Consider the following 21427-nt stretch of genomic DNA (forward strand, 5'->3'; position numbering starts at 1 on the left):
GACTGCGCAGTGCGAACGCCGGCAAGTGCTTGAAAGGCTGGGAAAACCCAGGGTGTGAACGGTGGCACGCTTTCTGCCGGGGTGCAGCGGTGAACCTGTTTGTGGAGCCTGCGATGACCGCCCTTGCCCTGAACGTCGATGCCCGTTGGCATGAGCTGCAGCACCAGCGCGATCTGAACTGGGACCTGCACGCCATTACCGACCGTGCCCAGGCCATCGCCTTTCTGCGCCGTTTCGAGAATCGGCTGTGCATCTACTCCAGCTATGTCGAGAAGCTCTACAGCAATTACAGCTTCGTGGTGCCGCAGGACGAGCAGGGCGGCATCACCATCCTGCCGGACGAAATGGCCTGGCACGACACCTTCCACGACATTCCCGCCGATGCCGTGGAACCCACCGGCGTGCATATCCTGCCCGGCGAAGCGGTGGGGTTCGATGGCCTGTATCTGAAGGTGCCGGGTGAGTCGCGCCTGATCGCCTCGCGCGAGTTGCCCTTCCAGGAAGGTTTGCGTCTTTTGATCGAGCGCTATCGGGCACGCGGCGAGCATTTTCTGCCGGTGCTGGTGAAGGGCGATCTGCGCGAGTACGAGGCGCGCATGCCCTCGCTGCACCTGCACCGCATCAACCCGGCCAAGCTCGCCCATTGTTCGCGCCTGAGCATCGATGCCATCCGCGGCGTGATTGCCGAGCATCTGCTGGCCCTGTTCCGCCAGCACTGAGCGTCGCGGGTGTTACGGCGATGTGACCCGCGGTAACACTGGCGCCGCCCTGGCAGGCAGCAATGCAGGCCCTTGCCATCCTTTTCTCGACTATGGGTCGGGCCGTTTTGCGCCGGGCATCCCTATAGTGGCCACAAGGACTCGAGTCGGAATGCTCGACAGCCATTACAAGAAAAGGGGTTTTGCCATGCGCCCGTCCTTTCGCTTCGCCAAACATGCTCTGGCACTGGTCTGCGCTGCGGCACTGAGCGCCCCGGCTCATGCCAGGATGGTCGAGCTGGAGGACAGTGAGCTGTCGGACATCACCGGGCAGGCTTTTATCAACCTGACCACCGACACTGCCGGACAGATCAATTACACCCGGGTCAACTTTGGGCTCAAGGTGGATACCCAGCTCAATATCAAGAAGCTGGAGCTGGGTAGCTACGCACGGGCTGGTGAGACTCGCCCCTCGGACATCCTGATCAACAACTTCGCCTTGGGTACGGTCGGTGCCAACGACAGCATCAATCCGTTTCAGATTGTCGACCCTTATCTGGAGCTGGCTTATGAGGGCAATCAGGTCGTAGGCGTGCGCATCGGCTTCGGCCAAGCCAAGGGCGTGTTGTCTGGTGACATCTCCCATCTGACTGGCAAGATTGCGGTGGACCTGGAAGGCAAGGCCAAGCCGCTGCTCGACGAAGCCAATTTCTTTCAGCGTCTGCTGCTCGGCGCGACGGTGAACGAGAACTCAACCATCCGCTCCGAGGCAGAGCTGGTCAGCAATGGGACGCCTGATTCAGTGCGCGCCAGTCAGGCCGGGCTGAAAAACGGCTCGGTCGTCCAGTGTGTGGCCAACTGCAACCTGCTCGGCGGACTGCTCACCGCTTTCCCCTCGCAGGGTTGTCAGATCATCGGCATTGCAACCTGCTTCAACCTCAGTCAGTTCCAATCGCTGAACATCGGTAATGTAAGCGCCCCCGGTATGGATCAAGCCGCCAAGGGCGTTTTCATCTCGCTGCAAGTCAAGGACCTGCAGTGGCGCGATATGGATACCTCTGCGCTGATCAATACCGTCGCGGGTGCTTTTCTCAATATCCCCAAGTACCGCGATGCCAATGGCAACCTGGTGGCGGGTATCAAGTTCGATTTCGATCAGGCGCTCAATGGCATTCCGCGTCAGGATACCTGCCTGGGTAGCGCCATCTCGGGGTGCTGAGCATGATCAGTCGTAGTCTTTCGCTGGTGATATTCGCAGGGCTTGGCGTCTCCGCCCAGGCCATGGAGCCCCTGAGCGATGCCGAGCTGTCCGATGTGCAGGGGGCAGGCCTGGGTTTCGTGCTCGATCAGGTAATGCTCGATGGCTCCGGCGCGCAGATCGTGATCAACGACATTACCGACGGCCAGGGGCGCAACGTGCCGATCTCGGTGAAAAACCTCTACCTCGGCGCTGCCGGCAGCAACAAGGGCAGCAACCTGAGTCCGGTGACCATCGGCAGCCTCGATCATCCCTTCGAGCTGGAACTGGCCAAGGGCGAGGAACTGCGCAGCCTGCGCGACGACGGGCAGTGGGTACAGACCACCCCGAACAACATCACCGTACTGTCGTTCAAGTTTCCCGAGCGGCTGGTCGCTGGTGGCAATCCCTGCATCGATGGTTATGCGGCGGCAGGCTCCAATTGCTCGACTTCCGCCAGCGGGCGCGCCGATCTGGGTGTGCGCTTCGATTTCCAGGTGGCAGCCGGGCGTACCGAGATGCTGGCGCTGGACTTCCACCAGCTGGTGATGGACGGCTCCTATCTGCGTCTGTGGGGCGACCCCGGGCAGAACGGCAACGGCGAGTTGGTCGGCGAGGCGCGCATCAACATCTTCGCCAAGACCCTGGAAGTGATGTCCTGCGCCCAGGCCAACTGCAATACCGCGGGCGAGACGGCCGCCCAGCGCGGCGCGCGCACCCTATACATCACCAACGGCTACGCCAATATCGCCCTGGGCTACGGCAAGTCGCAGCCGCTGCGCCTGCGCTCCAGCGCCGACGGTCAGTTCGTCCTGGAACTGCAGAATCCAACGGCGGGCGGCACCACGGCGGCGCAGCGCCAGGCCCTGGCCAGTGATTTCTATGCCAACGCGGCGCGTACCAATCTGGTATTCGAGAACCTGACGGTCGGGGGTACGCGCAGCAGCCCGACCGCCATTCCCACCGGCGGCTACAACTTCGGTCGCAACGAGATTTCCGGACTGAGCTTCAACTACCTGAAGGTGAGCAGCTATGACCTGCGCTAGAACGGCTGGAGTTCTGCTATCGCTGTTGCCGGCGCTGGCCCTGGCGGAAATGCAGGCGCTGGACGACAGCGCTCTCAGCGAGATGAGCGGGCAGGGCGGGGTCTATCTGTCCGGCGAGTTCAGCATCAACAAGGACGGTGGTGTGCTCTGGGGCACGCCCACCACCAACAATCCGGCGCAGTGGACGGCCAACCAGCGCAGCTGCGCCCTGGCCGGCGCAGCCACGCCGGAGAGCTGCGGCCTGCGCGTGGCGATACGTTCCGGCGCCAATGCCGGCTGGTACGTGCTGGACAACCTCAAGGGCATCTTCAGCTTCGAGGGCCTGACCCTGGATACCCGCACCCTCACCAGCGCCGGCGGCGAACGCGAGGTGCTGGCGCTGGGGTTGCCCAACGAGATCCGTTTCAAGGACGGCAACTTCGCCTTCGGCGTGGCCAGTCAGGGCGGCTGGAAGAACAAGGCGCTGAGCGCCGCCAATGGCGGCGACCCGAGCTACCAGCAGACCAATATCTTCTCGGCCAAGATCGACGGCAGCATCCGCATGCAGGGCAGTGTGCTGATCTTCCCGACCAATTGAGGAGCCGGATCATGCAGCGTTATGGATGGCTCTCGGCGTTTCTTCTCGGCAGCTCACCGGTCTGGGCCATGCAGGCACTGGATGATCACAGCCTGGCCAGCGTCAGTGGCCGCGGTGGCATCAGCCTCGAAACAGCCGGTGGTGGCTGGTCGGCGGAAAGCCTGGAATACCGCGAGGACGGTCATAGCCTGCGAATCGAGGGCGTTTCCAGCCGCCCGCAGCAGCCGGGCAGCGTGTCCACCACCAAGATCGACGTGATCGACGATCGTCTGCATGTCGAGCATCAGGGGCGACCGAATCAACTGGCGGTGAACAACATAGGTTTCGCCGGCAGCGACAAGAGCTTCGGCGCCTTCCGCGCCTTCTATACCCTGGGCGCCAGCCTCAAACTCAGCGGTGGCGGCGCCGATGGCGTGGCTGGTTTCAGCGTCGATGGCAGCCGCCTGAGCCTGGACGCGGTGACCTTCTATTACCGCGACAACGGCTTCGATCTGATCGTGCGCAACGCCTCCTTCGATGCCTACCTGAACAATGCCTATCTGGATATCGTCAGCGGCGGCAACGGCTCGGCGGTGCGCCTCGATCTGGGCGACACGCGCTTCGTCGCGCATGTCGGCGGTATCGGGCTGGACCTGGCGCACGGCGATCCCGTGGCCGGTGTTGCGGTAACGCCCGGCGCGCCGGATCCACGGCACCCCGATCACGCGCGCAGTTTCGGCCAGCTGGATATGGATCTGCGCCTCGGCGGCAGCATCCGCATCGCCGGTGGCGGTGCCAGTGGCGAGGGCGTGCGCCTGATCCCGCAGATCACCATTGCCAACAGCCTGTTCCAGTACGAGGACGATGGCGTGCTGCGCGCCGAGAACTTCGCCGGCGTGCTCAGCAGCCAGAACGGCATCACCCTCGACCTGGGCGAGGACGGCAGCGGCCGCTACGCCCAGCTGGCCTTCCAGGATCTGAAACTCAACGCCAGCCTCGGCGGGCTGATCATCGGTAACCCCAGCAATCAGAAGATCGGCAGTCTGGCGCTGGACCTCAACTTCCAGGACCAGGGCGCGCGGCAGAACTGGTTCAGACTGCGCCCCGGCGGCGATCCCAATTCCGGGCTCAAGGGCATCACTGCGGACGTATCGTGGAACATGGTCAGCAGTTCGGTCTCGCTCACCGATAACGGCAACAGCATGTGGTTCAGCGGCCTGCGCACCCATGGCAGTGGCCAGCTCAGCGTTGATCTGACCAGGAGCTGCGCCGGCGGCATCAGCACCGGCTGTTATGCCGGCAGTCTCAACACCCAGCCGGGCAGCGGCGGTTACGACGGCCATTTCGACGGCCTGCGCCTGGGCCTCAAGAATCTTAACGGCAGCTACAGCTTCGACGGCCTGCGCGTCGGCAGCGCCGATGCCCCGCTGCAGGGCGGCACCGAATTGCTGGTATTGCTGGAGATTTTTCCGGCCTACGATTTCACCCTCAACGGTCAGCTCACCCTGCGCCCGGGTGGCGCCAGCGGCGATGGGGTGCGTTACAACGCCGATTTCGTGGTCAGCGATGCCAATGCGGCAATCACCGTCGACGAGGGCGGCAAGGGCCTGTGGCTGGCCGGCACCCGTTACGACATGCATTTTCGCGACGGCTCGCTGGACGTGACGCAAAACGGCGTGCAGCTGAGCAAGGGCACCTACTGGTCCACCCTGGATGTGCACGATGTACGCTGGGGTGATCGCAGTACAGGGCAGAGCCTGGGCCGCATCGTGCTGCGTCGCTACGAGCAGGGCTCCACGCTGAGTCTCAGCTCCGGTGGTGCAGGCGCGTTGTGCGTCGGTGGCAGCGGTAGCAACGCCGCGGCCTGCTCGGCCAGCGGCGGGCGCTGGGAGGATCGTGGCAACGAAGGGCTGACGGCGGGGCTGAAGAACGTTTTCGTGCGTGATACCTCGGGCAATCCCGCCAGCAGCGTGTCCACCAGCGAGAAGCGCAACCAGCTGATCATCGAGACGGACCGGGTGAACGGCGTCAACGGCAGCGGCGCGCAACTGGTGGTGGACAACTTCCACACCTCGGACGCCAATCCGACCGATGCTAATGCCAACAGCTACGGCGTGCGCGTCGACCTCAACCTCGACGTGGCACCGACCAGGGTCTGCGACAAGGGCGCCAGCGGCTGCCCGCCGGTGTCGCCTGACCCGCTGGGCTTCGCCGTCAACGGGCGGGTGCACTTCAAGGAGATCAATATCGACCGCATCCAGAACGTGCACCCCACGGGCGGCGCGGTCACTTCCATGTACGGCATCAAGCTGCAGAATGCCGATATCCGCGCCAACCTGACCGCCACGCCGATCAACTAGGGGCGGCGGTCACGCTGCTGTCATCGCCGAGCCGTACGGTGCGCCATGCGCACCGATGTCTCACAGGTCGCCGGTGCGCACGGCGCACCCTGCTTCGTTGCCGAAGCAACCGGTAATCGCCGGTTGTACAAAAAATCTCCAATGCCCTTTCGATATTCATCGGTTATCGGCACAATTCGCGTCCACTTTTTTCCGGGGGCCACAAGGCACCCCTTGGCCGACCTTGCTGGAGCGACGAGATGATCCAGACGCCGTACTACCTCATCGACAAACAGAAGCTCCTGGTCAACCTGGAGAAGATCGCCTATGTGCGCGAGAACTCGGGCGCCAAGGCGCTGCTGGCGCTGAAATGCTTCGCCACCTGGTCGGTGTTCGACCTGATGCAGCAATATATGGACGGCACGACCTCATCGTCCCTCTATGAGTTGAAGCTCGGCCGGCAGAAGTTCGCCGGCGAAACCCACGCCTACAGCGTGGCCTGGGCCGACGACGAGATCGAAGAGATGGTCGCCAACTGCGACAAGATCATCTTCAACTCCATCGGCCAGCTCGAACGCTTCGCCGAGCGGACCGAAGGCACCATCCGCGGCCTGCGCGTCAACCCGCAGGTGAGCAGCTCCGACTACCTGCTGGCCGACCCGGCGCGTCCGTTCAGCCGCCTCGGCGAGTGGGACCCGGAAAAGATCGCCAAGGTCATGGGGCAGATTTCCGGCTTCATGTTCCACAACAACTGCGAGAACGGCAGCTTCGAGCTGTTCGACAAGATGCTGAGCACCATCGAGGAGCGCTTCGGCCACCTGATCGCCCAGGTCGAGTGGGTCAGCCTCGGCGGTGGCATCCATTTCACCGGCGAGGGCTATCCGCTCGATGCCTTCTGCGCGCGCCTGAAAGCCTTCTCGGAAAAATACGGCGTGCAGGTGTACCTGGAGCCGGGCGAAGCGGCGATCACCCTCAGCGCCTCGCTGGAAGTGACCGTGCTCGACACCCTGTACAACGGCAAGAACCTGGCGGTGGTCGACAGCTCCATCGAAGCGCACATGCTTGATCTCTTGATCTACCGCCTCAACGCCAAGATGGCGCCGAATGACGGCGAACACACTTACATGGTGTGCGGCAAGAGCTGCCTGGCCGGCGATATCTTCGGCGAGTACCAGTTCGACAAGCCGCTGAAGATCGGTGACCGTCTGTCGTTCATCGACGCGGCCGGCTACACCATGGTCAAGAAGAACTGGTTCAACGGCCTGAAGATGCCGTCCATCGTGGTGAAACAACTCGACGGTAGCATCGAAGTGGTTCGCCAGTTCGAGTTCGACGACTACCTGTCCAGCCTGTCCTGACATTGCTGCGGTGGGCTGAAGCCCACCCTACGGCTCAAGACTCGGTGTAGGGTGGGCCGGGCGGCGTTTCGCTTCGGCCCACCTCATCAAACGCTTTAAACAACGCAGTTCTCTGGAGGTGAAACAATTGAAGAAGAATGTTCTGATCATTGGTGCAGGAGGTGTTGCCAAGGTGGTGGCCCATAAGTGCGCGCAACACAATGACGAGTTAGGTCGCATTGCAATTGCGTCGCGCAACATCTCCAAATGCCAGGCCATCATCGACAGCGTGCAGGCCAAGGGCGGCCTCAAGCAGCCCGGCGAGATCAAGGCCTATGCGCTGAACGCCCTGGACGTGGACGCGACCAAGGCACTGATCCGCGAAACTGAATCGCAGATCGTCATCAACGTCGGTTCGGCATTTCTCAACATGTCCGTGCTGCGCGCCTGTATCGACACCGGCGTCGCCTATCTGGACACCGCCATCCACGAAGATCCGAGCAAGATCTGTGAAACCCCGCCGTGGTACGGCAACTACGAGTGGAAGCACCTGGCCGAATGCCAGGAAAAGGGCGTGACCGCCATCCTCGGCGTGGGTTTCGACCCGGGCGTGGTCAACTCCTATGCCGCTCTGGCGCAACAACAGTACTTCGACAAGATCGAGTCGATCGACATCCTCGACGTCAACGCCGGTTCGCACGGCAAGTACTTCGCCACCAATTTCGACCCGGAAATCAATTTCCGCGAATTCACCGGCACGGTCTACAGCTGGCAGAACAGCCAGTGGGTGAGCAACCGCATGTTCGAAGTCAAACGCACCGACGATCTGCCGGTGGTGGGCGAACAGAACCTGTACCTGACCGGCCATGACGAGGTGCACTCGCTGTCCAAGCACCTCGACGTACCGAACGTCCGCTTCTGGATGAGCTTCGGCGACCACTACATCAACGTGTTCACCGTGCTGAAGAACCTCGGCCTGCTCTCCGAGCAGCCGGTCAAGACCGCTGAAGGTCTCGAAGTGGTACCGCTGAAAGTGGTCAAGGCCGTGCTGCCGGATCCCGCCTCGCTGGCGCCGGGCTACACCGGCAAGACCTGCATCGGCGACCTGGTAAAAGGCACGAAAGACGGTAAGCAAACTGAGCTGTTTATCTACAACGTCGCCGACCACGAAGAAGCCTTCGCCGAGACCGACAGCCAGGGTATCTCCTACACCGCTGGCGTGCCGCCGGTTGCCGCAGCGCTACTGGTGGCGCGTGGCGAGTGGGATGCCAAGCGCATGGTCAACGTCGAAGAGCTGCCGGCCGAGCCGTTCCTCAGGCTCCTCGATGTGATGGGCCTGCCCACCCGCATCAAGGACGAGCACGGCGACCGTCCCTGGGATCAGCCGCTCTGATCCGCTGCGCCTGGCGCACGGGATCGACAGAACGCCCGCCATCTTGGCGGGCGTTTTGTTTTTCGCCGTTACCAGCGGGCGCTTTGCTCATGATGGATGTAAAAGCGACATCCACCGAACAAGCTGCAGCTTCGCCTTCCCGGCTCGCCCATTTCACGCGACAATCGACCGATTACAAATGCCCCCACGAAGGGCGCCCGGCAGCCGTGAGGAACCCCCTATGAGCAGCAACGATCGCGTCATCATCTTCGACACCACCCTGCGCGACGGCGAGCAGAGCCCCGGCGCCTCGATGACCGGCGAGGAGAAGCTGCGCATCGCCAAGGCCCTGGAGCGGCTGCGGGTGGACGTGATCGAGGCTGGTTTCGCCATCGCCAGCCCGGGCGACTTCGCCGCAGTCAAGGCGATCGCCGACAACATCAAGGACAGCACCGTGTGCAGCCTGTCGCGTGCGGTGGACGCCGACATCGAGCGCGCCGCCGAAGCGCTCAAAGGCGCCAACAGCGGGCGCATCCACACCTTCATCGCCACCAGCCCGATCCATATGCAGTACAAGCTGCGCATGCAGCCGGACGACGTGGTGGCCCAGGCCGTGTATGCGGTGAAGAAGGCGCGCAACCTGTGCAGCGACGTGGAGTTCTCCTGCGAGGACGCCGGCCGTTCGGAGATCGATTTCCTCTGCCGCATCATCGAGGCGGCCATCGACGCCGGCGCGCGCACCATCAACATCCCCGACACCGTCGGCTACGCCATCCCGCACCAGTACGCCGACACCATCCGCCAGCTGCTCGAGCGCGTGCCCAACGCCGACAAGGCGATCTTCTCGGTGCACTGCCACAACGACCTTGGCCTGGCCGTGGCCAACTCCCTGGCCGCCGTGGTGGCCGGTGCGCGTCAGGTGGAATGCACCATCAACGGTCTCGGCGAGCGTGCCGGCAACGCCGCGCTGGAAGAGATCGTCATGGCCATCAAGACCCGCCAGGACCTGCTTGGCGTGCACACCAACATCGACACCCCGCATATCTTGAGCACCTCGCGCATGGTCTCCGGCATCACCGGCTTTCCGGTGCAGCCGAACAAGGCCATCGTCGGTGCCAACGCCTTCGCCCACGAGTCCGGCATCCATCAGGACGGGGTGCTCAAGCACCGCGAGACCTACGAGATCATGTCGGCCCAGTCGGTGGGCTGGAACACCAACAAGATGGTGATGGGCAAGCACTCCGGGCGCGCCGCCTTCCGTTCGCGCCTGGACGAGCTGGGCATCGTCCTGGCCGGCGAGGCCGAGCTGAACGCCGCCTTCGCCCGCTTCAAGGAGCTGGCCGACAAGAAGCACGAGATCTTCGACGAGGACCTGCAGGCGCTGGTCTCCGACACCCTGGCCGAGGAAGCGCCGGAGCACTACAAGCTGGTCACCCTGGAAGTGGCGAGCAAGACCGGCGAGGTGCCGCAGGCGCAGCTCGTGGTCAGCGTCGAGGGGCATGAGCAGCGCGCCAGCGCCGAGGGCTCCGGGCCGGTGGACGCCACCTTTAAGGCCATCGAGGCCATCGCCGCCTCCGAGGCCAGCCTGCTGCTGTACTCGGTCAACGCCATCACCAAAGGCACCGACTCGCAGGGCGAGGTCACCGTGCGCCTGGAGAAGGGCGGGCGCATCGTCAATGGCAACGGCGCCGACACCGACATCCTGGTGGCCTCGGCCAAGGCCTATATCAACGCGCTGAACCTGATGCAGGTCGGGCAGAAGGCGCATCCGCAAGTGGAGGGCGTGTGATCCCCGAGCTCCGTCGGCGCGCCTACCTGGGCGCCATGCAGGTGGCCAGCTGGCTGCCGCGCACCGTACTGCCCTTCGCCGCGCCCTCGCGTCCCGAACTGCTCGAGCCGCCGCAGGCGGACGCGGCGGCTGACACGCCGGTCGAGCCGGTCGCCGCCCCCGCGGTAGCCCGCGACACTGCGCCGGCGCCCCCTGTCGAGCGGCCGAAGATCGAAGTGCCGCGCCCCGGCGCCCAGCCGCGCCAGGTCGCCGCCGTGGTCGAGGAGCCCGCACCGGTCGAGGAAAAGCCGGCCCGCGTCGCCGCGCCGCCGCCGCGTTTCGCCCTGCAGCTGCTGCGTGCCGGCGACTGCGCCCTGCTGGTCGAGCTGCCCACCGGGCAGCCGTTTCAGAGCCGCGATCCGGCCTACATCCTGCTCAAGGACCTGCTGCGCGCCGCCGGCCTGCCGGACAGCCCGCAACTGCTCGGCGAGCCGGTGCGCTGGCCGCTGCTGGTGCGCGGCAATCTGGATCAGGGCCCGGAAGCGGCACTGGAGTTCGTGCAGAGCTTCGTCGCCGCGCGTCTGGAGGAGCAGCCCAGCACCTGCCTGTGGCTGGTCGGCCTGCCGGCCATTCGCTTCGCCGGCGAGGGCGATGAGCACAGCTACAACCGCGAGCTGCAGGTTGACGGTCTAGGCGCCTGCTGGGCACTGCCGGGCCTGGAGCTGCTGATGGAAGAGCCGGCGCGCAAGCGCGAGCTGTGGCAGGCCATGCAGCGCGTGCGTCAGCGTTGGCTGGCCTGATACGATCAGCTGCGAGTCGGCCCTGCTGCGTTGAAAACAGGTTCGGAATGCTCGTGTACAAAAGTACAGTCGCCCGCGACTCCGACCGTTTCTCACCTTTGTTCGCCTTGCATGGCTCCAGCTCGCAAGATCGTGAATATTTCCGAGTATCCCAATGAGCGATGCGATTTCCTTCCGCCCCATGACCGAGGCGGATCTCGATGCCGTGCTGAAAATCGAATACGCCGCCTTCAGCCACCCCTGGACCCGCGGCATCTTCACCGACAGCCTCAAGTCCTATCACTGCTGGCTGATGTTCGAGGGTGGCCAGCAGGTCGGCCACGGCGTGATCAACCTGATTCTCGACGAGGCGCACCTGCTCAATATCACCATCAAGCCGGAAAGCCAGGGCCGCGGCCTCGGCCTGCGCCTGCTCGAACATTTGATGAAAGAAGCCCATGAGCTGGGCGGGCGCGAGTGCTTCCTGGAAGTGCGCGCCAGCAACCAGAGCGCCTACCGCCTGTACGAGCGCTTCGGCTTCAACGAGGTGGGACGGCGCCGCGATTACTACCCGGCGGTGGGTGGGCGCGAAGACGCGCTGGTGATGGCCTGTACCCTGGTCGATTGAGGCCGCCTGCATGGGGTGGATGGCGCGTTGTCGATCCATCTCCTTGGTGGATGTGAAGAAGCGACATCTACCCTACGCGCTAACACCTGCGTCTGACTCGGTGCGCACGGCGCACCCTACGCGAACGCGCTAGTCCGTCCACCCGTAGGGTGGGCCGTGCGCACCGATATTTCCGCCAACGCTTATTACCCCGGATGCCCGTCCACCCGCGCCCGACAAAGCATGGGCGCGTAGTACCAGGCGAACAGGGCGAAGGCCAAGCTCCAGCACAGCGCTGCCAGCCATAACCACCCGCTACCCGCCGAGACTCGAATCAGCGCGCCCAGGTTGAGCTGGCCGAAGGCCCAGGCCATTGCCTTCGGCGGCTGCAGTGCTCGGCCGGTGTGACCGAGGCTGACTCGCGCCATCATCGCCAGAATCAGCCCGCCCATCGCGCCCACTGCCAGTGCGTGGCTGGCCAGGCTGGGGTGCGCCAGCCAGCCCAGGTGCCAGGCGCTCATGCCGAGGCTGGCGAGCAGCAGCCAGGCGTAGGCCATATGCAGCGACCACAGCAGCGGCACGCGCCAGATGCCGCGCAGGTGCCAGCGCCACAGACGCAGGCCGTGCAGCGCGCTCAGCACGATGGAGGGCGCGGCCAGGCCAGGATGTGGTTGCAGGTTGTGTCCGCTGGCGAACAGCGCGGCGACCAGCATGCCGCAGACCAGCAGCAGACGATCCAGCCAGGGATGGGCGGCGAAGGGCTCGACCCGGCCCAGGCCGCGCTGGGTGAAGAAGGGGATCACGCGGCCGCCAATCAGGCTCAGCAGCACGCCGATCAGCCACAGGGCGGCCAGCGCGCCACGGCGTTGCAGATTGTCGTCACCCAGCGCCAGACCGGCGAGGGTCAGTGCCTGGCACAGGGCGAGCAGGCTCAGCACCAGCAGAATCGGGTAGTTGTTGCGTTGCCTGGCTGCGATCAGCTGGCGCGCCATCTGCGCTATGAACAGGCCGATGAAGGCCAGTTGCAACGCGATCAGCACCGCCGTGGGCATTGGTACGAACCAGGCCAGGCGCGCCGCCAGCCACAGCCCGAATAGTGCGATCAGTGGCCGACCGCTGAGGCCAGGGCGCCCCGTCCAGTTCTGCACCGCGGTGAGTAGGAAACCGGCGATGATCGCCAGGCCGAAGCCGAAGGGCATCTCGTGGCGATGCCAGGCGAGCAGGCCAGCGGAAAGGGCAGGGCGGGTCAGCCCATGCAGCGCCGCCGCCCAGAGGGCGACGGCGAGCAGGGCGAACAGGGCGCCGGCAAGAAAGAACGGACGAAAGCCCAGGCGCCACAGCGGCGCAATGGCCAGTGCCTGCTGGCGATCAAGCAATTGCATGAGCACACGTCTCGTCTTTCAGGCGTTGCTGCGCGACCAGGCGCAGCACGTAGCCGATCTTCAGCACGCTGGGGCCGATCAGCGTCAGGCTGTGCGCCAGCACCAGCGTCGGCACGTTCAGCTGTTTTTCCAGACCATAGGCTGCCGCCAGCCCGACCAGCAGCAACGCCAGTCCGCTGCAGAGCAGTTGGCTGGACAGCTGCAGGATCTGCGCGGGGGGAAGATTGAGCGGATACATGAGGGACCTCCTGATCGATCAGCTTTCCAGGGCCGAGGCCGGGCCGAAGAACTCGTAGCGGCTCTGCTCGGCGGGCACGCCCAGCGCCTGCAGGTGACGCCTGACCTGGGCCATGAAGGGTTTCGGGCCAAGGAAGTAGGCGTCCAGGTCGCGCTCGGCCGGCAGCCACTGCTCCAGCAGCTCGCGACTGAGAAATCCCTCTGCGTCGGCCTCGTCGCCCTGGTGCGGCTCGCTGTAGCAGACGTAATGGCGAATCTGCGGATGCTCGGCGGCATGGGCGTCGACCCAGTCGCGGAAGGCGTGCACCTCGGCATTGCGCGCGCAGTGGATGAAGTGGATCGGCCGACCGCTGTGGCGCGCCGCGTCGAGCATGGCCAGCGCGGGGGTGATGCCGACGCCTGCGCTGATCAGGGCCAGCGGCTTGTCCGACTCGTTCAGGGTGAATTCGCCTGCCGGCGGGAACAGTTCCAGTTCGTCACCGACCTCGACCTCGTCGTGCAGATGGTTGGAGACGCGGCCGCCAGGCTCGCGCTTGACGCTGATGCGGTATTCGCGGCCGTTGGCCAGGGCCGACAGCGAGTAGTTGCGGCGCACTTCCTCGCCGTCCAGCAGCAGGCGTATGCCGATGTACTGGCCGGGTTGATGGTCGATCAGGGCGCCGCCGTCGGCCGGCTGCAGGTAGAAGGAAACGATCTCGGCGCTCTCGGCCACCTTGCGCGTCACCCGGAAGGGCCGCGCGCCACGCCAGCCGCCGGGGGCCGCGGCATTGCGCGCGTACTGGCTCTCTTCCGCGCCGATAAGAATGTCGGCCAGCTGTTGATAGGCCGCGGCCCAGGCCGCGATCACCGCGTCGGTGGCGATCTCGGCGCCAAGCACCTCGCGGATCGCGCGCAGCAGGCAGGTACCGACGATGGGGTAGTGCTCGGGCAGGATCTGCAGCGACACGTGCTTGTTGACGATCTGCGCCACCAGCGGGCCGAGGGCCTCGAGGCGGTCGATGTGCCTGGCGTACGTCAGCACGCCGTTTGCCAGGGCGCGCGGCTGGTCACCGCTGGCCTGGTGGGCCTGGTTGAACAGTGGGCGCACCTCGGGGTACTCGCTGAGCATCATCCGGTAGAAATGGGTGGTCAGCGCTTCGCCGCCGCTTTCCAGCAGCGGGACGGTGGCTTTGATCAGGTCGCGTTGGGCGTGGCTCAGCATCTCGGTATCTCCGCAAGGCAAATAAAGGCGCCGGTTGGCTCGTTTGGCCAGTTGTGGCGTGCTAGCGTTAGCGCTGGAGATACTTCAGAAAACGTGCCATTTAAATAATCTTTAAATATCAGCAACTTACAGATTGTGTTGTATTAATGACTCGCTCTGGTTGTGAGTCATAAAGACTTTGAGTAGTCGAAATGACCGCTAATCCTCTGCTGGAAACCCTGATTCCCCTGGTGGCCGATCTGTCGCGCGAGCTGGACGACGGCGAGCGTTACCGCCGCCTGTTGGCGGCGCTGCGCCAGTTGTTCCCCTGCGATGCCGTGGCGCTGCTGCGACTCGACGGCGAGGTGCTGGTGCCGCTGGCAGTGGAGGGCCTGAGCCCCGACACCCTGGGGCGACGTTTCAGGGTCAGCGAGCATCCGCGCCTGGCCGCGTTGCTGGAGCATGCCGGGCCGACCCGTTTCGCCGCCGACTGCGGCTTGCCCGACCCCTACGACGGCCTGGTCGAGGGCCTGCACGGACATCTGGAAGTGCACGACTGCCTCGGTTGCCCGCTGTACCTGGACGAACAGCTCTGGGGCCTGCTGACCCTGGACTCGCTCGACCCGGCCAGTTTCGGCCGCTTCCAGCTGGACAACCTGGAAGCCTTCGCCAGCCTGGCCGCGGCAACGGTCAAGGTCAGCGAGCGCATCAGCGGCCTGGCGCAGCGGGTGGAGGCCGAGCGCCAGCTCACCGAGCTGTACAAGCAGGCCCTTCAGCGGCCGCGCGAGCTGGTGGGGCAGAGTGCGGCGCTGCGCAAGCTGCAGGAGGAAATTCGCTTGGTCGGTGACAGCCCGCTGACGGTGCTGATCACCGGTGAGACCGGCGTCGGCAAGGAGCTGGTGGCCGAGGCCATCCACGCCGCCTCGCCGCGGGCGCAGCGGCCGCTGGTCAGCATCAACTGCGCGGCCTTGCCCGATGCGCTGGTGGAGAGCGAGCTGTTCGGCCATGTGCGTGGTGCCTTCTCCGGGGCGATGAGCGAGCGCAGCGGCAAGTTCGAGCTGGCCAATGGCGGCAGTCTGTTCCTCGACGAGGTGGGCGAACTGCCGCTGGCGATCCAGGCCAAGCTGCTGCGCGTACTGCAGAGCGGGCAGTTGCAGCGGGTCGGCTCGGATCGCGAGCACCGTGTCGACGTGCGGGTGATCGCCGCCACCAATCGCGACCTGGCGGCCGAGGTGCGCGCCGGACGTTTTCGCGCTGACCTCTATCACCGCCTGAGCGTCTACCCGTTGCCGGTGCCGCCGTTGCGCGAGCGCGGCCGCGATGTGTTGCTGCTGGCTGGCTATTTCCTCGAGGAGAATCGCGCGCGCCTCGGGCTGCGCAGCCTGCGTCTGAGCACGGAGGCGCAGAAGGCGCTGCTGGGCCACGACTGGCCGGGTAACGTGCGCGAGCTGGAGCACCTGATCGGCCGTGCGGCGATCAAGGCGCTGGCGCGCCATGGCGAGCGCCCGCGCATTCTCAGTCTGGAGGCGCAGGATCTGGATCTGCCAACGGCCGAGGCGCTGCGTTCGGTCGACGAGGGGCTGGCGCCCGCCGAGCCGCTGCCGGCAGGGGTGGAGCTGCGCAGCGCCGTGGACGCCTTTCAGCGCCGGCTGATCGAGCAGTGTCTGGCGCGCCACCAGGGTAAATGGGCTGACGCGGCACGTGAGCTGGGCATCGATCGGGCCAATCTCAGCAGATTGGCGAAGCGCCTCGGTTTGCGTTGAGAGCCTGATTCCCACCTTCACTCGCCTGCTCTGGTGCGGTCGTCAACGCTGTTGCGCCGCTTCGCGTCTCTGCATCGGCTCCGTGCGCAGGGGTTGACGATCTGTACATTAAAGTCCAGAGTAGACTTTAATGTACAAGTGAGAGCGGCCCATGCAGTCCTCCCCATTCGCCTTCGCGCCTGCCGGCTCCAGGAGCTCGCTCAAGGTCGGTGCGCCTTGCTTCTGCCCCTTTTCCTTCCAACCGGGTTCCGCCGCCCTGTCGCGCGTGGCGGGCTCGTTCACCCCGAAGCAGGAGACACGTCCATGAAGAAAATCGCCTGGTTGGGCGCCATTGCCCTGAGCCTGATCGCTTCCAGCCCCTTCGCGGCCGACAAGCCGTTGCGCCTGGGCATCGAGGCTGCCTACCCGCCGTTCGCCTACAAGGAAGCCAACGGCGAGATCGCCGGTTTCGATGTGGATATCGGTAACGCCCTGTGCGCAGAGATGAAGGTGCAGTGCCAGTGGGTCGAGCAGGAGTTCGACGGCCTGATCCCCTCGCTCAAGGTGAAGAAGGTCGACGCCATTCTTTCGTCCATGACCATCACCGACGAGCGGCGCAAGTCGGTGGATTTCACCGGCAAGTACTACTACAGTCCGGCGCGTCTGGTGATGAAGGAAGGCAGTACGGTCGACGCCGATTTCGCCAACCTCAAGGGCAAGCGCATCGGCGTGCAGCGCGCCACCACCACCGACCGTTTCGCCAGCTCGGTGATGGCCGCTCAGGGCGTACAGGTGGTGCGCTACAGCTCGCAGAACGAAATCTACCTGGACCTGATCTCCGGACGCCTGGACGGCACCCTGGCCGATGCCATCCCGGTGGAAGAGGGTTTCCTCAAGACCCCTAACGGCAAGGGCTTCGCCTTCGTCGGCCCGTCCTTCACCGACCCGGCCTACTTCGGCGAGGGCGCCGGGATTGCCGTGCGCAAGGGCGACAGCGAACTGCTCGGCAAGCTCAACGCCGCCATCGCCGCGATTCGCGCCAGCGGCGAGTACCAGCAGATTCAGCAGCGCTACTTCAGCTTCGATATCTACGGCGACTGAGTGAGGCGTACCGCGTCGGGCGGGACCCCGGCCGGTGCGCGCGGCGCACCCTACGGAACGGCCGGCGCCAGGCCCCGTAGCCCGGATGCAATCCGGGGGAGCCCTCGGAGCCCCCTTGGATTGCGTTCGGGCTACAGCTGAAACACCAGCGCTTTCAGGCCACTTTCGGCCGAGATATCGGGAAACTCCGGCGGGTTGTCCAGGCGCCGCGCGAACTGCAGCTGCGGCGCCTCTGCGGCCATGCCCTGAATCAGGAAGTCCGGGCCGATATCCGGATCGTTGACGCAGGCCAGCACGGTGCCGCGCTCGGTCAGCAGTTCTGGCAGGCGGCGGAGGATCTTGCGGTAGTCCTGGGTGAGGGCGAAGCTGCCCTTCTGAAAGCTTGGCGGGTCGATGATGATCAGGTCATAGGGCCCGCTCTTGCGCACCTTGCCCCAGGACTTGAACAGCTCGTGGCCGAGAAACTCCACCCGGCCCAGGTCGTGGCCATTGAGTCGGTGATTCTCACGCCCGCGTGACAGCGCGGCGCGTGCCATGTCCAGGTTGACCACCCGCTCGGCGCCGCCGGCGATGGCCGCCACCGAGAAGCCGCAGGTGTAGGCGAACAGATTCAGCACGCGCTTGCCACCTGCCTCTTGCCGAACCCATTGCCGCCCGAGGCGCATATCGAGGAACAGCCCGCTGTTCTGCTTGCTGCCCAGGTCGAGCAGGTAGTGCAGGCCGTCTTCGATGATCGGCCATTGCGCCTGCGGCTCGCCGGCCAGCCACTCGCTCTCGCTGCCCTGTACGTAGCGGTGCTGGACGAGCAGGCCACGTGCGCCGCTGGCCTGCCACTGCGGCGTCTGCAGCAGCTCCAGGAGCAGCGGTCGCAGGGCGGGGGAGGGCTCGCGAAACAGCATCACCAGGACGATGCCGGACAGCCAGTCGACGGTGATCTGCTCCAGCGCCGGCCAGCAGCGCCCGCGCCCGTGGAACAGGCGGCGGGTTTCGGCGCCCGGAGGGTGCTCCAGCGCATTCAACAAATGCTCGCGCAGGGTGGCGAGGGCGGCCTCAGTCATCGCGGGTCAGCACTTCAAGCAATTTGATCTCGAAGATCAGGTTGGAGTTGGGCGGTATCGAACCCATGGTGCGCTCGCCGTAGCCCAGATGCGCGGGCACGAACAGCTTGCGCTTGCCGCCCACCTGCATGCCCATCAGGCCCTGGTCCCAGCCCTTGATCACGCGGCCGGTGCCGATCACGCACTGGAACGGCTTGCCCCGCGAGAAGGACGAGTCGAACTCTGTGCCGTCTTCCAGCCAGCCGCGGTACTGGGTGGTGATCAGGGCGCCCTTGACCACGGCCTTACCGTCGCCGGGTTGCAGGTCTTCGACGATCAGTTCGCTGTTCATGTCGGGTTTCCACTCTTGTGTCGGTTCTGGCTGGCCTGCACGGCGCGCTGGGCGGGCACGCGCAACTGGGCCAGCAGGTAGTCGGCGAAGGCCGGCTCATAGTTCTGCAGGGCGATGGCGCCGGCCATGCAGCTCAGCCAGCTCTCGGCCAGGGCCTCGTCGATCGGCCACTGCGCATGGAAGCTGGGGATGCTGATGCTGCCGTACTTCTCGGCGAACAGCTTGGGGCCGCCCAGCCAGCCACTGAGAAAGCACGTCAGCTTGTCGCGTGAGGCGCTCAGGTCGGCCGGGTGCAGGGCGCGCAGGGCGGCCGCCTCGGGGCGTTCGTCCATCAGCCGGTAGAAATCGTCGACCAGACGGCGCAGGCCATCGATACCGCCGGCGGCCTGGTACGAGGCGTCGCCGGTGCCGTAGGGAAGTGTGTCGCTCATCAAGCCATTCTGCGCAAAAGGCGCCATTGTAGCGCCGCCTGGCGCGGCGGTGGGCGCGCTACTTGGCCAGGCCGGCGAACTTCTGGATCAGGTGGGTCGGGCCGGAGACGATCAGCAGGTCGCCGGGCAAGATCCGCGTGCTCGGCGTGGCATGCTGGAAGTCCTGGTTGGCGCGTTTCAGCCCGACCACGGTGATGCCGTGCTTCTCGCGGATGCCGGCCTCGGCCAGGGTGCTGTTGAAGCTCAGCTCGGGGGCCTTGATCTTGGCGATGGCGAAGCCGTCCTCGAACTCGATGAAGTCCATCAGCCGGCCGGTGATCTGGTGCGCCACCCGCTCGCCCATGTCCGCCTCCGGGTAGACCACATGGTGGGCGCCGATGCGCTCGGCGATCTTGCCGTGCTCCGGGGTCAGGGCCTTGAGCCAGATGTCCTGAATGCCCAGCTCGGTGAGCGCCATCAGGGTCATCAGGCTGGCGGCCAGGTCGGTGCCGATGCCGACGATGGCGTGATTGAAGTCGGCCACGCCGAGCTGGCGCAGAACCATGACGTTGGTCGAGTCGGCCTGCACGCAATGGGTCAGCAGGTCGGCCCAGGCGTGTACCGGCTCGGCGTCACAGTCGATGCCCATGACGTCGTGGCCCAGGCGCATCAGCGAGTGGGCCACCGAGCCGCCGAAGCGGCCCAGGCCGATCACCACCACGCTGTCGCCCTTGGAAAAGGCGAATTTCTCGGTGAACAGGAAGTTAGCCAACGATGGGGTGCTCCTCTGGATAGCGGTAGGGCATGCGGTGCTCGCCCAGGGCCAGGGATGTGGCCAGGGTGATGGTGCCGACCCGGCCGGCGAACATCAGCAGGGTCAGCATCCACTGACTGGATGGCGGCAGATCCGCGGTGATGCCGGTGGACAGGCCGACGGTGCCGAAGGCCGAGATCACTTCGAATATGACCTGATCGGTGGGAATCTCGGTATTGCGCAGGATCACCAGGGTGCCCAGCACCACCATGGCGCTGCCCAGCACCAGCACGGTGATGGCCTGGCGCTGGGCCGAGTCGCTGACCCGTCGACCGAAGGCCTCGGTGTCGCTGCGGCCGCGAATCTCGGCAACCACCAGCAGCACCAGCACGGCCACCGTGGTGATCTTCACGCCGCCGGCGGTGCCGGCGCTGCCGCCGCCGATGAACATCAGAAAGTAGTGAACGGCCCAGCTCTCATGGGTCAGCGCGCCGATATCGATGGAGTTGAAGCCGGCGGTACGTGCCGAGACCGAGGCGAAGGCGGCCGATAGCAGCTTGTCGTCCAGCGTCATGGCACCGAGGGTGCGCGGGTTCGACCACTCGGCCAGCAGCATGACGAGAAAACCGCCCAGCAGCAGGAGCACCGTACCGCTCAGGGTGAGCTTGGTGTGCAGCGACCAGTGACGCGGGTCGCGCAGCCGGTTGCGCAGGTCCTGCAGCACGGGAAAGCCGATGCCGCCGATGATGATGGCGGCCATCACCGGAGTCAGGATCAGGCTGTCGCCGGCGTAGCCCATCAGGCTGTCGGCGTGGATCGAGAAGCCGGCGTTGTTGAACGCCGACACCGCATGGAACAGCCCGCTCCAGGCCGCCTGGTCCCAGGGCAGGCCGTAGCCGACGTGCAGCCTGAGCGTCAGCAGGGCGGTGATCAGCGCCTCCATGCCCAGGGTCACCACCAGCACCAGCTTGGCCACGCTGGTGATATCGCCCAGACCCAGCGAGTGCGACTCGACCTGGGCCACCAGCTTGGTGCGCAGGCGAAACGAGCGGTTGACCATCAGGCCGAGCAGGGTGGCCAGGGTCATCATGCCGAAGCCGCCGAACTGGAACAGCAGCAGGATCACCCACTGGCCGAACGTCGACCAGTAGCTGCCGGTGTCCACCACCACCAGACCGGTGACGCAGACGGCGGAGACCGCAGTGAAGGCGGCAGTGAGCAGGCTGGCGGACTGACCGTCGGCACTGGCGTACGGCAGCATGAGCAGCAGCGTGCCGACGACGATGACCGCGAGAAACAGCAGCGCCACGGTGCGGCTGGGATGCAGGGAGGCTTTCATGCGAAATGGGTTTTCGAGGCTGGTTGAAGGGGTGGGGTGTGACGCTCGGTCAGCGCGCATCGAGCGCTGCGCCGATAACTGGATGGGCTTTGCATGGTGCCTCGTAGAGCGGTTCGCACCCGATCTATTCAAGCACGATTTTCCGGAACGGTGA

Annotated in this window: 20 protein-coding genes; 12 read left to right on the forward strand and 8 right to left on the reverse strand. The window is 65.2% G+C overall.

What is annotated here, in order from left to right; all coding sequences use genetic code 11:
• Window positions 1-113: 113 nt before the first annotated feature.
• From L1F06_RS05390 to rimI, 10 genes are all read left to right on the forward strand, one after another.
• Window positions 114-719, forward strand: a complete 606-nt coding sequence (locus L1F06_RS05390; RefSeq protein WP_129483876.1) for a hypothetical protein — start codon at window positions 114-116, stop codon at window positions 717-719.
• A 187-nt stretch (window positions 720-906) separates the two neighbouring features.
• Complete coding sequence (locus tag L1F06_RS05395; protein ID WP_129483920.1) at window positions 907-1917, forward strand: DUF6160 family protein; 1011 nt, start codon at window positions 907-909, stop codon at window positions 1915-1917.
• A gap of 2 nt (window positions 1918-1919) precedes the next feature.
• On the forward strand, window positions 1920-2981 hold the full coding sequence (locus L1F06_RS05400) for a hypothetical protein (protein ID WP_129483877.1): 1062 nt from the start codon (window positions 1920-1922) through the stop codon (window positions 2979-2981).
• Complete coding sequence (locus L1F06_RS05405) at window positions 2968-3558, forward strand: DUF6160 family protein (RefSeq protein WP_011921069.1); 591 nt, start codon at window positions 2968-2970, stop codon at window positions 3556-3558. Before L1F06_RS05400 ends, L1F06_RS05405 begins: the two co-directional genes overlap by 14 nt.
• A gap of 11 nt (window positions 3559-3569) precedes the next feature.
• Window positions 3570-5897 (forward strand): hypothetical protein, encoded by a 2328-nt coding sequence (locus tag L1F06_RS05410; protein ID WP_129483878.1) that lies wholly within the window; start codon window positions 3570-3572, stop codon window positions 5895-5897.
• A gap of 239 nt (window positions 5898-6136) precedes the next feature.
• The gene (locus L1F06_RS05415) at window positions 6137-7234 is read left to right on the forward strand and encodes a carboxynorspermidine decarboxylase (protein ID WP_129483879.1); all 1098 of its coding nucleotides are present in this window, start codon (window positions 6137-6139) and stop codon (window positions 7232-7234) included.
• Between the two features lie 127 nt (window positions 7235-7361).
• On the forward strand, window positions 7362-8606 hold the full coding sequence (locus L1F06_RS05420) for a saccharopine dehydrogenase family protein (protein WP_129483880.1): 1245 nt from the start codon (window positions 7362-7364) through the stop codon (window positions 8604-8606).
• Between the two features lie 220 nt (window positions 8607-8826).
• A complete protein-coding gene (locus L1F06_RS05425; protein WP_003246375.1) occupies window positions 8827-10374 on the forward strand; it encodes a 2-isopropylmalate synthase in 1548 nt (515 codons plus the stop codon).
• Complete coding sequence (locus tag L1F06_RS05430; RefSeq protein WP_129483881.1) at window positions 10371-11153, forward strand: energy transducer TonB; 783 nt, start codon at window positions 10371-10373, stop codon at window positions 11151-11153. The genes L1F06_RS05425 and L1F06_RS05430 overlap by 4 nt, the downstream gene beginning before the upstream one ends.
• A 154-nt stretch (window positions 11154-11307) precedes the next feature.
• Window positions 11308-11760, forward strand: a complete 453-nt coding sequence (gene rimI, locus L1F06_RS05435) for a ribosomal protein S18-alanine N-acetyltransferase (protein WP_011921075.1) — start codon at window positions 11308-11310, stop codon at window positions 11758-11760.
• Window positions 11761-11945: 185 nt separating this feature from the next.
• Here the strand turns inward: rimI and L1F06_RS05440 are convergent, their stop codons facing one another.
• The 3 genes from L1F06_RS05440 to hmpA are packed head-to-tail and all read right to left on the reverse strand — an operon-like array spanning window position 11946 to window position 14559.
• Entirely contained in the window at window positions 11946-13121 is a 1176-nt protein-coding gene (locus L1F06_RS05440; RefSeq protein ID WP_129483882.1) for an NnrS family protein, read from the reverse strand.
• Complete coding sequence (locus L1F06_RS05445) at window positions 13108-13359, reverse strand: transmembrane sensor/regulator PpyR (RefSeq protein ID WP_129483883.1); 252 nt, start codon at window positions 13357-13359, stop codon at window positions 13108-13110. Before L1F06_RS05445 ends, L1F06_RS05440 begins: the two co-directional genes overlap by 14 nt.
• 18 nt (window positions 13360-13377) lie before the next feature.
• Window positions 13378-14559 (reverse strand): NO-inducible flavohemoprotein, encoded by a 1182-nt coding sequence (hmpA, locus tag L1F06_RS05450; protein ID WP_129483884.1) that lies wholly within the window; start codon window positions 14557-14559, stop codon window positions 13378-13380.
• A 191-nt stretch (window positions 14560-14750) separates the two neighbouring features.
• Here hmpA and norR point away from each other — a divergent pair, with 191 nt between their 5' ends.
• Together norR and L1F06_RS05460 are read left to right on the forward strand one after the other, a co-directional pair.
• Window positions 14751-16301: a nitric oxide reductase transcriptional regulator NorR gene (gene norR / locus L1F06_RS05455; RefSeq protein WP_129483885.1), complete on the forward strand. Its 1551-nt coding sequence runs from the start codon at window positions 14751-14753 to the stop codon at window positions 16299-16301.
• 303 nt (window positions 16302-16604) lie between these two features.
• On the forward strand, window positions 16605-17381 hold the full coding sequence (locus L1F06_RS05460; RefSeq protein ID WP_003246393.1) for an ABC transporter substrate-binding protein: 777 nt from the start codon (window positions 16605-16607) through the stop codon (window positions 17379-17381).
• Window positions 17382-17512: 131 nt separating this feature from the next.
• Here the strand turns inward: L1F06_RS05460 and L1F06_RS05465 are convergent, their stop codons facing one another.
• The 5 genes from L1F06_RS05465 to L1F06_RS05485 are packed head-to-tail and all read right to left on the reverse strand — an operon-like array spanning window position 17513 to window position 21273.
• Window positions 17513-18439 carry a class I SAM-dependent methyltransferase gene (locus L1F06_RS05465; protein WP_129483886.1) on the reverse strand — a complete coding sequence of 309 codons (927 nt, stop codon included), beginning with the start codon at window positions 18437-18439 and terminating at the stop codon, window positions 17513-17515.
• Window positions 18432-18770, reverse strand: a complete 339-nt coding sequence (locus L1F06_RS05470) for an FKBP-type peptidyl-prolyl cis-trans isomerase (protein ID WP_129483887.1) — start codon at window positions 18768-18770, stop codon at window positions 18432-18434. Before L1F06_RS05470 ends, L1F06_RS05465 begins: the two co-directional genes overlap by 8 nt.
• Complete coding sequence (locus L1F06_RS05475) at window positions 18767-19201, reverse strand: group II truncated hemoglobin (RefSeq protein WP_177491302.1); 435 nt, start codon at window positions 19199-19201, stop codon at window positions 18767-18769. Before L1F06_RS05475 ends, L1F06_RS05470 begins: the two co-directional genes overlap by 4 nt.
• A gap of 58 nt (window positions 19202-19259) precedes the next feature.
• Window positions 19260-19952 carry a potassium channel family protein gene (locus L1F06_RS05480; protein ID WP_003246399.1) on the reverse strand — a complete coding sequence of 231 codons (693 nt, stop codon included), beginning with the start codon at window positions 19950-19952 and terminating at the stop codon, window positions 19260-19262.
• Window positions 19945-21273, reverse strand: coding sequence for a TrkH family potassium uptake protein (locus L1F06_RS05485; protein ID WP_003246401.1), 1329 nt, complete (start codon window positions 21271-21273; stop codon window positions 19945-19947). Before L1F06_RS05485 ends, L1F06_RS05480 begins: the two co-directional genes overlap by 8 nt.
• Between the last annotated feature and the right edge of the window lie 154 nt (window positions 21274-21427).

This window comes from Pseudomonas hydrolytica (assembly GCF_021495345.1).
Lineage (GTDB): Bacteria > Pseudomonadota > Gammaproteobacteria > Pseudomonadales > Pseudomonadaceae > Aquipseudomonas > Aquipseudomonas hydrolytica.